This is a genomic window from Cupriavidus sp. 01L45, assembly GCF_056399885.1.
Genome location: NZ_JBFTSG010000033.1, coordinates 1 through 12743, shown reverse-complemented (window position 1 = coordinate 12743; position 12743 = coordinate 1). Strand labels below are relative to the sequence as shown.

Sequence of the window (12743 nt, the reverse complement as noted above, 5' to 3'; positions counted from 1 at the left end):
GGAGATGTATGCGTTGTATCGGCACGGCAGCCGGGCCGGCCGTCAGACTGGCCCGGTTCGCGCAGGCGTTGCCTGCGCGATGCCTCAGGCTGCCTTGGCCTGCGGCGCGTGCTTGGCGATGGCTTCGCGGAACAGCGTGCCGAGGATGGCCACGCCCTGTTCGATGCGCTCCGGCGCCACCGTGACGAAAGCCAGCCGCAGCGCGTTGCGGCGCGGGTTGCTGGCGTAGAACGGCGCGCCCGGCACATAGGCCACGTTGCGCTTGACCGCTTCCTGCAGGATCTCCATGCTGTCCAGCCCTTCGGGCAGCTCCATCCAGATGAACATGCCGCCCTCCGGCGCGTTCCAGGTCACGCCTTCGGGCATGTGGCGCCCAAGCGAATCCAGCATGGCCTGGCACTGCGCGGCGTAGAGCGTGCGGATGGTCGGGATGTGCGTGTCCAGCAGGCCGTCGCGCACCACCTCGTAAGCCAGGCGCTGGGTGAAGCTGGGCGTGTGCAGGTCCGATGCCTGCTTGGCCTGGCACAGCTTGAAGTGCAGCTCGGGCGGGGCGATCACGAAGCCCAGGCGCAGGCCGGGTGCGAGGATCTTGGAGAACGAGCCCATGTAGATCACGCCGTCGGGATTCATCGACAGCAGGCTGGGCAACTGGTCGCCGTGGTAGCTCAGTTCACCGTAGGGATCGTCCTCGACCAGCAGCACGCCAAGTTCGCGCGCGCGCGCCACCAGCGCCTGGCGGCGTTCCAGCGGCATGCGCCGTCCGGTGGGATTCTGGAAGTTGGGCAGGGCGTAGAGGAAGCGCGCGCCGGCGGTCAGCTCGGGCGTGAGGGCTTCGGGCAGCAGGCTCTTGTCGTCGCCCGGCACCGAGACGAATTCCGGCTCGAACAGCGAGAAGGCCTGCAGCGCGCCGAGGTAGCTGGGCGTTTCCACCAGCACCGGGCTGCCCGGATCGATCATCACCTTGGCGATCAGGTCCAGCGCCTGTTGCGAGCCGGTGGTGATCAGCACGCGCTCCACGTCCACGTTATGACGCTTGGCAATGAATTCGCGCAGCGGCATGTAGCCTTCGGTCGCGGCGTATTGCAGCGCTGCCTGCGGATTGTCGGCGAAGATCCGGGCCACCGCCTGTTCCATGGCCGCTACCGGGAATGTGGCCGGGGAGGGCAGGCCACCAGCGAAGGAAATGACTTCCGGACGCTCGGTGACTTTCAGGATTTCGCGGATAGCCGAGCTGGTCAGCTGTTGCGCCCGGCGGGAGATGGCCCAGTTCATGATGTTCTCTTGGTATGTGGGGAGTCGAACGGGATCGACTCAGTCAACGATAAAAAGCCGGGCGCCGGTCGGGGTGGACGAACGGTGCGGTTCGGCGTGGTCGGCAACCTGGTAGCTCGTGCCCGCGGCGAGCACGAAATGCCGGCCGTCTTCCAGCTCGGTATGCAGCTCGCCTTCCAGCACAAACAGGATGTGCCCTTTGGTGCACCAGTGATCGGCGAGGTACCCGGCGGAATACTCCACCATGCGAACGCGGATATCGCCGAACTGGCGGGTGCGCCAGAGGGCTTCCCCGGTGTCGCCGGGATGGCGGGTCGGGGTGATCTCGGACCAGTCGGTGGTGCCGAAGGGCAGGTTGTCGATGCGCATGTGTGGGACAGGATTCCTCTTGCTGTTCGGGGATGGGGGGCGGGACGCACCGGCACGGGTGCATCCTGCCTCCCGGATCAAGCCCTCTTACTTCACTTCAACGATCATCTCGATCTCGACGCAGGCGCCCAGCGGGATCTGCGCCACGCCGAAGGCGCTGCGGGCATGCTTGCCGGCGTCGCCAAAGATTTCCGCCAGCAGCTCCGAGGCGCCGTTGGTCACCAGGTGCTGCTCGGTGAACTCCTGCGTGGAGTTGACCAGGCTCATCACCTTGACGATGCGGGTGACACGGTTCAGGTMGCCGCCCAGGTGGGTGTGCAGCGTGGCCAGCAGGTCCACGGCGATCGAGCGCGCGGCGGCCTTGCCGTCTTCGGTGCCCAGGTCCTTGCCCAGCTTGCCTGCCCAGGGCTTGCCGTCCTTGCGGGCGATGTGGCCTGAAAGGAACACGGTGTTGCCGGTTTGCGCGGCCATCACGTAGGCGGCGGCCGGGGCGCCGGCGGTGGGCAGTTCGATGCCGAGGCGGGCAAGAGTGTTGTAGACGGACATAGGGTCTCCAGTCAGTGGGATCGTCCCGTTGGAATGGGGTGGGGTTCTTCGACGGCGGGTGCGGGCACAGGGCCCGCGGGGGCGCTGCGCACCGCAGTCCGGCGGCCCAGGGCCACCACGGCGATCACCGCCACCGCAAAAGCGAGGGTGGCGGCATCGAGCGGCTCGGCCAGCATCAGGGCGCCGCCCGCCAGCGTGAGGAACGGCTGCAGCAATTGTATCTGGCCCACGCGCGCCACACCGCCTTTTGCGAGCCCGGCGTACCAGAACAGGAAGCCGATGAACATCGAGAACACGGACACGTAGCCCATGCCGAGCCACGCGCGCGGCGAGGCAGCGGCGATCTGATCGGGATGTTGCAGCCCCAGCCAGGCCACCACCGGCAGCAGCAGGGGCAGCGCCACCACCAGCGCCCAGCTGATGGTTTCCAGCCCGCCGAGTTCGCGTGACAGCTTGCCGCCTTCGGCGTAGCCCAGCGCGCCCAGCACCATGGCCGCGAACAGCAGCCAGTCGGCGTGCTGCAGCCCGCCCGCGCCCTGCCAGAGCGCGAAGGCGATCACCAGCGCGCTGCCGACAGCGGCCGACAGCCAGAACGCGGGCGAGGGCCGCTCGCCCCCGAACCAGGCGGCAAAGACCGCGGTGGCCAGCGGCAGCAGGCCGGTGATGATGGCGCCATGGCCGGCCGGCACTTCGCGCATGGCCAGCGAGGAAAACAGCGGAAAGCCCACCACCACGCCCAGCGCCGTCACCGCCAGGCGCCACCACTGGCCGCCCTGGGGCCGGCGCATGCGCGCGAAGGCACCGCGCTGCCATAGCAGCACCAGCGCCAGCAATGCCGCCACCACCGCGCGGCCGAGCGCCACGAAGGTGGCGTCCAGTTCGGCCACCGCCATGCGGGTGAAGGGCAAGGTCTGGCTGAATATGGCCACGCCGGTAAAGCCGAGCAGCATGCCGCCGCTATGCGTGGCGCCGGGGGCGTTGTTGACGTTGGGGAGGGAGGCGGGTCCGGCGGCCATCTTGGATGCTCAGTGAAGGGTGGGCAGGCTGGCAAGCGCGATCCACAGCGCGGTCAGTGCGAGGGCCAGGCCCATGCCGCGGTTGAACCAGCGGATACGATGGCCCGCCTGCAGCCATTGCCGCAGCGAGGCGCCGAGCACGCCGTACAGGCCATTGCTGACGAAGCCAAGCACGCCGAACACGGTGCACACCAGGAAGGCCCGGTGCAGCGGCGACTGGGCGTCGGCCATGTACGACGCGGCCGTCGCCAGCGCCAGCATCCACGCCTTGATATTGGCGTATTGCAGCGCTGCCGATTGCCACACCGACAGCGGGCGCAGTACCTGCTTGTCCGACAGCACGGTGCTGCGCGCCAGCTTGAGCGCCAGCCATAACAGGTAGAGCACGCCGGCCGCGCGCACCAGCAGCGCCAGCGCCGGGCTGGCCAGGATCAGCGCGCCCACGCCGGCCGCGCACAGCGCCAGGATGCTGGCGAAGCCGAACGCCACGCCCACGCAGTGGGGCAGCGTGGCGCGCAAGCCGAAGTTGGCGCCAGTGACGGCGGCGATGGTGGTGTTGGGGCCCGGCGTGAACAAGCCCACCGTCATCAGCGACAGCAGCGCGGCGAACTGGGCCGCCGACAACCCGGTCAGCAGGGCAGGGTCCATGATCATGGTCGTCGTGCCCTTGTCACGCCGCGAACTGCACGACCACACGGCGGTTGGTGCGGCTCTTCTTCTCGATCTTGGTCACCACCACCGCGCCGATCTCGCCGGTAGCCGCCACATGGGTGCCACCGCAGGGCTGGCGGTCCACGCCGGGGATGTCGATGATGCGGATCGCGTCGCTGCCGGCCGGTGGCGCGGCGCCCACGGTGCGTACCAGTTCCGGTTGCGCGGCCAGCTCCTCGGGCGTGATGCGTTCGATACCGACCTGGCTGTCGGTGCCGATCAGCGCGTTGAGCTGTTCGGTGAGCACGGCTTTGTCGAGCGTGGACTCCGGCAGGTCGAAATCAATGCGCGCCGAGTCGGGCGAGATGCCGCAGCCGGTCACCGGCACCGGGATCAGCGAACCCAGCAGGTGCAGGCAGGTATGCAGCCGCATCAGCCGGTGACGGCGCTCCCAGTCGATGGTGACGGCGACGATGTCGCCCGGCTCCGGCAGCGCGGCGCCGGGCTCGGGCACGTGCAGGATATGGCTGCGGTCCGGGGTGTACACCGTTTCCAGCAGGGCAATGGTGGCGCCGTTGGCCAGCCTGAGCGTGCCGGTATCCCCCGCCTGGCCGCCGCTGCGTGCGTAGCACACGGTCTGGTCGAGTTCGATGCCGTCAGCGTGCACGGCCACCACGGTGGCGGTGCAGCTGCCGAGATAAGCGTCGTCGTCGAAGCGTTTGCGGGTGGCGGACATCGGTCGGGCCTCCTTCATTGTTGTTGTGGTTGTTGTGTTTATTGCTTTGCGCCTGGTTCAGCGCAGCGTGCGCACGCCGTCTGGCGTTTCTATCTCCGCGGTCAGCTCCGCGACGGTTGACGCCTCCAGGGCGATCGGGCCGCCGCCCAGCCATTGCATGGCCTCGGCAAGCCGGGCCGCCTGCGGATGCCGGCCGCGCAGCGCGCGCAGCGCCAGGCCCTGGTTCGGCAGCCGGGACGAGGGATGGGTCGGCACATCCCACTGGATCAGCGTGGGGAGGATGCCTGCGCCCTGGATCGACGCGCCATCCCCATCGTCAGCCGGCCACGACGGCAGGCTGCCGTCCTCGGGCACGGTGATACGCCAGCGCAGGTCGCCACGGGTCATCGGGATGACCGGCGGGATGCGCCCGGGGTACTGCGCTTGCCACAGGGACAGGTCGGTTGGCCGCTCCACACGCGCCGCCCAGTGCAGCAGGAAGGGGCCATAGCGCAGCCGCGCCTGTACCGCCTCGGTGTCCAGGCCAAACCAGCGTGGCCGGGCGGGGGGCGGCGCCTCGGGATCGATGGCGATCACCTCGATGTAGGCCCCGCCGAACAGGCCGAGCAGACCATTGTGCGTGCCCATGCCCGGATGGGCGCCGCCCGGCTGGGGCGTCACGCCAAGCGCATCGGCGACGTGCTGCGCCCCCTCGGCAAGCGTGGGAGCGGCGATCACGAGATGGTCGAGGGCAATTGTCATGGTGTGTTGATGGTAGACAAGGTTGTCGGTACAGTACCGATACAGTTATGCAGAACATTCTCAGTACAGTGGCGGGAGCAAGGCATGAACAGCAGGGACCCGATTGCGCCAGGGCACAAGGATAAAGGAGCCGGGGCAGGCAAGCGCGACGGCGCGGTCTCCGGCGCCGGCGAACAGGCGCGGTCATTGCGCCTGGTGCTGCCGCCCCCCACCGAACGCATGCCCGACCCGGTGCCCTCGGTGCAGATGACGCTGGTGGAACAACTGACCGAATGGGCGCGGATGCGTATCGACGAGCGGGTGTTCCGCGCCGGCATGCGGATGCCTTCGATCCGCCAGCTCGCGCAGGAAAAGGGCATCTCGCGCTTCACCGTGGTCGAGGCCTACGAGCGGCTGGTGGCGCTGGGCTACCTGGAATCGCGTCGCGGCTCGGGCTTCTATGTGCGCGAGCGCACGCCGCAGGTGGCGGCGGTAGCGCCCGTGGCTACCGGCGCGCGCAATATCGACGTGACCTGGCTGCTGCGCAGCATGTTCCACTCCACCGAGCCGCATAAGTCCCCGGGGATGGGCTTCCTGCCCAACGACTGGCTGGACGGCGAGCTGATCGCCAGCGCGCTGCGCGGCCTGGGCCGCCAGCCGGGCAGCCATTTCCTGGCCAGCGGCACGCCGCAGGGCTTCCTGCCCCTGCGCCAGCAACTGCGCAACCGCCTGGCCGAGCTGGAGATCGGCGCCACCCCGGACCAGATCGTGCTGACCTCCGGCATCACCCAGGCACTCGACCTGATCGCCCGGCTCTACCTGCGTCCGGGCGACGCCGTACTGGTGGGTGATCCGGCCTGGTTCGTCATGTTCGGCCGCTTTGCCGCCCAGGGCGCCCAGCTGATCGGCATGCCCTACACCGCCGAAGGCCCCGACCTGGAAGCACTGGAGCGCATCCTGCAGGCGCGCCGGCCGCGCCTGATGGTGATCAACTCGGTACTGCACAACCCGACCGGCACCTCGCTGTCGGCCGCCAAGGCCTTCCAGCTGCTGCGGCTGGCCGAGCAGTATGACCTGCTGATCGTCGAGGACGACATCTATTGCGACCTGTGCCCGCCCGGCCACGCCGCCACCCGGCTGGCCAGCCTGGACCAGTTGCGCCGCGTGATCTACCTGGGCAGCTTCTCCAAGACGCTGGCCGCCAACCTGCGGGTGGGTTTTATCGCGGCGCACTCCGAACTGGCCGCCAGCCTGACCGACAGCAAGCTGCTGGCGGGGCTGGCCTCGCCGGAGATCAACGAGCGAGTGCTCTATAAGGTGCTGACGGAAGGCCACTACCGCAAGCATGTGGAGCGGGTGCGCAACCGGCTCGACCGCGCCCGCGACGACACCCGCCGTACCATCGAACGGCTAGGCTTGACGCTGTTTCCCGGGCAGCATGCCGGCATGTACCTGTGGGCGGACACCGGGCGGGACACCAACGCCATCGCCACCGCCGGCCACGAAGAAGGCTACCTGTTCGCGCCGGGCAGCCTGTTTTCGCCCTCCCAGATGCCTTCGGGCTGGATGCGCTTCAACGTGGCCAGCAGCCAGGATCCCGATATGCTGGCCTTCCTGGCGCGCCAGCTGGACCGGCGCTAGCGGCGCAGCCGCCTGCGCGCCGCATCTTGAAAACGGCGCCGCCGCCCCTATGTTTGCGGACATTGGCGTAATGCCGGGCCGGCACCAGGAGGGGGCGGCCCGGCGTTGCCAGAAGTTCGCGCGGACCGGACCCGGTAGCTTTCGGGTCCGGTCCGCCACATGACCCAGATTCCCAAGTTAGCCAAGTTTGAAGAGGAGAACCATGACCGCACCGCACGAGACGATGAGCTTCCAGGCGGAAGTGAAGCAACTGCTGCACCTGATGATCCACTCGCTGTACAGCAACAAGGAAATTTTCCTGCGCGAGCTGGTTTCGAATGCTTCCGACGCCACCGACAAGCTGCGCTTCGAGGCGATTGCCAACCCGGCCCTGCTCGAGAACGATGCCGACCTGGCGATCCGCTTCGAGGCCGATCCCGCGGCGCGCACGCTGAAGATCACCGACAACGGTATCGGCATGAGCCGCGATGAGGCGATCCGCAACCTCGGCACCATCGCCCGTTCGGGCACCAAGGAATTCTTCCAGCAACTCTCCGGCGACCAGCAAAAGGACGCCGCCCTGATCGGCCAGTTCGGCGTGGGTTTCTACTCGGCCTTTATCGTGGCCGACAAGGTGACGGTGGAGACCCGCCGCGCCGGCCTGCCCGCGAGCGAAGCCGTACGCTGGGAAAGCGCCGGCGACGGCGAGTTCAGCGTGGACGCCATCGACCGCGCCGAGCGCGGTTCCACCATCACGCTGCACCTGCGCGAAGGCGAGGCCGATTTCCTCTCGGCCTGGAAGCTCAAGGGCATCATCCAGAAGTACTCCGACCATATCTCGCTGCCGATCCGCATGCCCAAGGAAGTGTGGGATGCCGAGGCCAGCGCCTACAAAGCCACCGGCGAGTGGGAAAGCGTGAACCAGGCAAGCGCGCTGTGGACCCGCTCCAAGTCGGACATCACCGAAGAGCAGTACACCACCTTCTACCAGCACATCGCGCACGACAACGAAGCGCCGCTGGCCTACACCCACAACCGCGTCGAAGGCCGCAGCGAGTACACGCAGTTGCTGTACGTGCCGGCGCGCGCGCCGTTCGACCTGTGGGACCGCAACCACAAGGGCGGCCTCAAGCTCTATGTGAAGCGCGTCTTCATCATGGACGACGCCGACCAGCTGCTGCCGGCCTACCTGCGCTTCGTCAAGGGCGTGGTGGATTCGGCCGACCTGCCGCTCAACGTCTCGCGTGAATTGCTGCAGGAAAGCCGCGACGTCAAGGCCATCCGCGAAGGCTGCACCAAGCGCGTGCTGTCGATGCTGGAAACGCTGGCCGACAGCGACGACGAAGCCGAACGCGCCAAGTACACCACCTTCTGGCAGCAGTTCGGCCAGGCACTCAAGGAAGGCCTGGGCGAAGACGCCGGCAACCTGGAGCGCATCGCCAAGCTGCTGCGCTTTGCTTCCACGCAGCAGGACACCGCCGAGCAGAGCGTGGCGCTCGCCGCCTACGTGAGCCGCATGAAGGAAGGCCAGGACAAGATCTACTATGTCACGGCCGACAGCTGGTCCGCGGCCAAGTCCAGCCCGCACCTGGAAGTGTTCCGCAAGAAGGGCATCGAAGTGCTGCTGCTCACCGACCGCGTGGACGAGTGGATGCTGTCCTTCCTGCGCGAGTTCGATGGCAAGGAACTGGTCTCGGTGGCACGTGGCGACCTGGAACTCGGCGCGCTGGCCGATGCCGATGAAAAGGCCGAGCAGGAAAAGGCGGAAGGCGACTGGAAGGACGTGCTGGAACGCGCCAAGACCGTGCTGGAAGGCAAGGCCAAGGACGTTCGCGTGACGCTGCGCCTGACCGAGTCCGCGTCCTGCCTGGTGTCGGACGAAGGCGACATGAGCGGCTACCTGCAACGCCTGCTGAAGCAGGCGGGCCAGAAGGCGCCGGACGCCCAGCCCATCCTGGAGCTGAACCCGGACCACGCGCTGGTGCGCAAGCTGCGCGCGCTGGCGGAAGCTGGCCCCAGGGACGAAGCCTTCGGCGATCGCGTGCATGTGCTGTTCGACCAGGCCCTGCTGGCCGAGGGCGGCACGCTCGAGGATCCGTCGGCCTACGTGCACCGCATCAACAAGCTGCTGGCGTAACCCAAGCGGCGGTTTGCTCCCCTTTCCCCCGCGCACCGGTGGAGAGGGGGGGCGGGCGCTGGCAGCAAGTCGCGCAAGCGCTTGTCCGCCACCGGGCGTGCCAGTTCCCGCGCGGTACACTCCCCCCATGCAAGTTCCTTCCTCCGCATCCCTCCCGGTTCTCCCTCCCGATCTCCAGCAAGGCCTGCCCCCGGTCATCGACCGGCACACCCGCGTGCTGGTGCTGGGCAGTTTTCCCGGCGCCGCCTCTTTGGCGGCGCGGCAGTATTACGCCCACCCGCGCAACCAGTTCTGGCCGCTCCTGGGGGCGCTGACCGGCGAGCCGCTGGCGGAGCTGCCCTACGCGGAGCGGCTGGTGCGGCTGCTGTCCCACCGCATCGGCGTGTGGGACGTGCTCGGCGCCTGCGTGGGCGAGGGCAGCCTGGACAGCAATATCCGCCACCCGCAGGCCAACGACTTCGTGCGGCTGATGGCACTGGCGCCAGAGTTGCGGCGGGTGGGCTTCAACGGCGGCACCTCGGGACGCTTCGCGCAGCAGTTCGCGGCGGCCGGCTATGAGACGGTAGTGCTGCCATCGTCCAGCCCCGCCCATGCGGCGCGCAACTTCGCGCAGAAGCTGGAGTTGTGGCGGGCGCTTCTGTCACAATCGCGGCCATGAATCACGGTGGCACGCCACCGTCCCACGTTATGCAGGTAGACCGACAATGCCATACCTAGGAATTGGTTTTCACGTCATCGTCGCGGTGTTCTTTGCCGTGCATGCGGTGCGCACGCAGCAGAACATGTACTGGCTGCTGATCCTGTTTGCCTTCCCGGGGCTGGGCAGCGTGGTGTATTTCTTCGCCATCTACCTGCCCGGACTGCGCCAGACGCGCGGTGCGCGGGCCGCCACGCGCGCCATCGGCCAGCTGGTCGACCCCAACCGCGCGGTGCGCGAGGCGCGCGACGCATTTGACCGGGCGCCCACCGTCGATCATCGCATGCGCCTGGGCGCCGCCTTGCTGGATGCCGGCGACCCCAAGGCCGCGCTGGAACACTACGAGGCCGCCGCCAGCGGCCCGTTTGCCACCGACCCGGCGCTGCTGCTGGGCCTGGCGCGCGCGCAGTTCGCCACCGGCGGCCATGCCGCCGCCGTGGCAGCGCTGGAACGCCTGTTCGCCGCCCAGCCGCAGGGCCGCCAGCAAGCCGATCCCGCCTTGTTGTATGCGCGCGCGCTGGCCGCCTCGAACGCGCCGGGCACGCGCGCCGCATTCGAGCAGGCGCTCACCTGCGCCAGCGACGCCGCCGCGCGCTGCCTGTTCGCCGACTGGCTGACGGCGCAGGGCACGCCGGCCGACCGCGAGCGCGCCCAGGCGCTGTACGCCGAGATCGTGCACGACGGCAAGCACTGGCCGCGCCACGCCCGCGAGCACAACAGCGAATGGCTGCGGCGCGCCCAGAGCGCGCTCGGCAAAGCGTGAGCTGAACGAACCGGCGCGGGCCTTCGCATCGCGGGGCCATCGCCCGCCGCCGTATTACGTGCCGCCTATGCGGGCGTCACATCGACTTGTTTTTTCCTGACCACCATGACTCTTCTCAAACGCAAATCGATCGAAGCCGAGGCCTCGCGCCGTCCTGCACGCGGCACGCGCAGCCGCGACGGCGCGCAGGCGGCGCCGCGCGAGGAAAAGCGCATGACGCCGCGCTTCGCGCCGGTGACGTTCTCCGAAATGGAAGGCGTGCGCTACCTGCATTTCGGTACCGAATGGGTGCAGGGCGCGATGCGCCTGCGCAAGCCCGATGCCATCGAGCTGGAGTACGCGCAGCAAATGATGGCGTGGCTGCTGTTCCTGTCGCCGTCGGCGCCGGATTTCCACGTGGCGCAACTGGGTCTGGGCGCGGCCGCGCTGACCAAGTTCTGCCATCGCCAGTTCAGCCGAGCGCGCGTTACCGCGGTGGAGCTGAATCCGTCCGTGATCGTGGCCGGGCGCAGCATGTTTGGCCTGCGCGAGGACGACGAGCGCCTTAGCGTGCGTGAGCAGGATGCCTGGGACTACGTGATGGACGGCGCCCACACCGGCGCTCTCGATGTCCTGCAGGTCGATCTCTACGACGCCACCGCGCGCGGACCGGTCCTGGACACGACAGCCTTCTACAAGGCCTGCCGCCGCGTGCTGAAAGCACCGGGCGTGATGACCATCAACCTGTTCGGCGACCACGACAGCTTTCCCAAAAACATCGTGCGGATCTGCGAAGCCTTCGATAACCGCGTGCTGGTGTTCCCAGAGGTGCACGACGGCAATGTCATTGCCCTGGCCTTCAACGGCCCGGCGATCGATGTGTCGTGGGATGTGCTGGAAGCGCGCGCCAAGGTGGTGGAGGACAGCACCGGCCTGCCCGCGCGCGACTGGGTGAAGAAACTGCGGGCGGCGAATGCGCGGCAGGAGGACGGTTTGCGGATCTGAGGCGGCTGGCTTGCCGCTTGCGGCGCCGGCCCTCGCCGCCGGCGCCGCAAGCAGGGAGCGCTTCGGCGCTCTGCCTTACTGCTTGTGGAAGAACTGGGCGAGCGACCATTCGTCGGTACGCGCTTCATACTTCAGATCCTTGCGCATCGCCCACATCGCCAACTGGCTATGGGAAGGAACAATGGCATGATCCGCCAGCGCAAACTTGGCCGCGATCCGCGCATTTTCCTCCCGCGACTTGTCGCTGCTCACCGTGGTCAGCGATTTCTCAATCAGCAGGTCAAGCTGCGTATTGCTGTACTTGCCCCAGTTCCACGTTCCGTATCCCGTCTTGGGATTCGGCGTCCCGGTGATCGAGCGCAGCGCCACGTCGGCCGCCGCCGACCCCCAGCCCAGCATCTCGAACGCAAAGTCTCCCTGGCGCGCGCGCGTGAAGTACGCGGCCACCGGCAGTGTCTCCACCTTGGTCTGAATGCCGATGCGCGTCAGCATGCTGGCGGTAGCCTGCGCCACCGCGGCATCGTTCAGGTAGCGGTTATTGGTCGCGTGCAGCGTCAGGCCAAAGCCATCCGGATAGCCCGCCGCGGCCAGCAGCTTCTTCGCGCCTTCGGGATCATAGGCCTCGGGCTTGGTGCCGGGATGGCCAAAGATCTGCGGCGAGACGATCGAGGAGGCCGGCACGGCCAGCCCTTCCATGATGCGGTCGACGATGGCGTCGCGGTTCAGCGCCTTGCTGATCGCGGCGCGCACGCGTGCGTCCTTGAACGGGTTCTTGCCGAGCGGCTTGCCGGCCTTGTCGGTGACGAAGGGCGGGTTGTCGCGCGACTGGTCCATCTGCCAGAAGATGGTGCGCCACGAGACCTGCTGCTCGATGCGGAACTTGGGGTTCTGCCTGAGCCTGGCCACGTCGGCGGAGGGCACGCTTTCGATCACGTCCACGTCGCCGGACAGCAGCGCCGCGCTGCGCGCGCCGTTGTCGGTGATGATGCGGAAGATCGCCCGATCCCAATCGACCTTGGGACCCCAGTAGTCGGGGTTCCTGGCCATCACGATTTCCTGCCCGCGCGCGAAGCGCACGAATTTGAAGGGGCCGGTGCCGATCATCGCCTTGCCCGAATCGAAATCGGCCTGGGTCAGCGTGGCCGCGATCTTCTTCGGCATGATCGGCACGCTGTTGAGGTCGTTGGCCAGGTTGGCGTAGTTGGGCACGCTCATGGTGAGGCGCACCGCAC

13 protein-coding genes are annotated in these 12743 nt (G+C 67.9%); 5 read left to right on the top strand and 8 right to left on the bottom strand.

Annotated features, from left to right (window positions below):
* Positions 1 to 84 precede the first annotated feature (84 nt).
* The 7 genes from AC1DT6_RS22130 to AC1DT6_RS22100 all read right to left on the bottom strand — a co-directional run bounded on the left by AC1DT6_RS22130 (position 85) and on the right by AC1DT6_RS22100 (position 5331).
* On the bottom strand, positions 85 to 1272 hold the full coding sequence (locus AC1DT6_RS22130; protein WP_441626812.1) for an aminotransferase-like domain-containing protein: 1188 nt from the start codon (positions 1270 to 1272) through the stop codon (positions 85 to 87).
* A gap of 39 nt (positions 1273 to 1311) precedes the next feature.
* Positions 1312 to 1641, bottom strand: coding sequence for a DHCW motif cupin fold protein (locus AC1DT6_RS22125; protein ID WP_441626809.1), 330 nt, complete (start codon positions 1639 to 1641; stop codon positions 1312 to 1314).
* A gap of 87 nt (positions 1642 to 1728) precedes the next feature.
* On the bottom strand, positions 1729 to 2187 hold the full coding sequence (locus tag AC1DT6_RS22120; protein WP_477114893.1) for a RidA family protein: 459 nt from the start codon (positions 2185 to 2187) through the stop codon (positions 1729 to 1731).
* Positions 2188 to 2198: 11 nt separating this feature from the next.
* On the bottom strand, positions 2199 to 3137 hold the full coding sequence (locus AC1DT6_RS22115) for a DMT family transporter (RefSeq protein WP_441626940.1): 939 nt from the start codon (positions 3135 to 3137) through the stop codon (positions 2199 to 2201).
* Positions 3138 to 3212: 75 nt separating this feature from the next.
* Positions 3213 to 3851 carry a LysE family translocator gene (locus AC1DT6_RS22110; RefSeq protein ID WP_441626805.1) on the bottom strand — a complete coding sequence of 213 codons (639 nt, stop codon included), beginning with the start codon at positions 3849 to 3851 and terminating at the stop codon, positions 3213 to 3215.
* Positions 3852 to 3873: 22 nt separating this feature from the next.
* Positions 3874 to 4590 (bottom strand): alanyl-tRNA editing protein, encoded by a 717-nt coding sequence (locus AC1DT6_RS22105; RefSeq protein ID WP_441626803.1) that lies wholly within the window; start codon positions 4588 to 4590, stop codon positions 3874 to 3876.
* 57 nt (positions 4591 to 4647) lie between these two features.
* On the bottom strand, positions 4648 to 5331 hold the full coding sequence (locus AC1DT6_RS22100; protein ID WP_441626801.1) for a VOC family protein: 684 nt from the start codon (positions 5329 to 5331) through the stop codon (positions 4648 to 4650).
* A gap of 84 nt (positions 5332 to 5415) precedes the next feature.
* Here AC1DT6_RS22100 and AC1DT6_RS22095 point away from each other — a divergent pair, with 84 nt between their 5' ends.
* The 5 genes from AC1DT6_RS22095 (at position 5416) to AC1DT6_RS22075 (ending at position 11511) form a co-directional block, all read left to right on the top strand.
* A complete protein-coding gene (locus AC1DT6_RS22095; RefSeq protein WP_441626799.1) occupies positions 5416 to 6951 on the top strand; it encodes an aminotransferase-like domain-containing protein in 1536 nt (511 codons plus the stop codon).
* A gap of 202 nt (positions 6952 to 7153) precedes the next feature.
* Positions 7154 to 9067, top strand: a complete 1914-nt coding sequence (gene htpG / locus AC1DT6_RS22090; protein WP_477114892.1) for a molecular chaperone HtpG — start codon at positions 7154 to 7156, stop codon at positions 9065 to 9067.
* Positions 9068 to 9194: 127 nt separating this feature from the next.
* On the top strand, positions 9195 to 9725 hold the full coding sequence (locus AC1DT6_RS22085; RefSeq protein WP_477114891.1) for a DNA-deoxyinosine glycosylase: 531 nt from the start codon (positions 9195 to 9197) through the stop codon (positions 9723 to 9725).
* A gap of 46 nt (positions 9726 to 9771) precedes the next feature.
* A complete protein-coding gene (locus AC1DT6_RS22080; protein WP_045237423.1) occupies positions 9772 to 10527 on the top strand; it encodes a tetratricopeptide repeat protein in 756 nt (251 codons plus the stop codon).
* Positions 10528 to 10632: 105 nt separating this feature from the next.
* Positions 10633 to 11511: a class I SAM-dependent methyltransferase gene (locus AC1DT6_RS22075; RefSeq protein ID WP_045237422.1), complete on the top strand. Its 879-nt coding sequence runs from the start codon at positions 10633 to 10635 to the stop codon at positions 11509 to 11511.
* A gap of 75 nt (positions 11512 to 11586) precedes the next feature.
* Here the strand turns inward: AC1DT6_RS22075 and AC1DT6_RS22070 are convergent.
* Positions 11587 to 12743: ABC transporter substrate-binding protein (locus AC1DT6_RS22070; protein WP_477114890.1), on the bottom strand; the 1157-nt coding region annotated here is incomplete at its 5' end.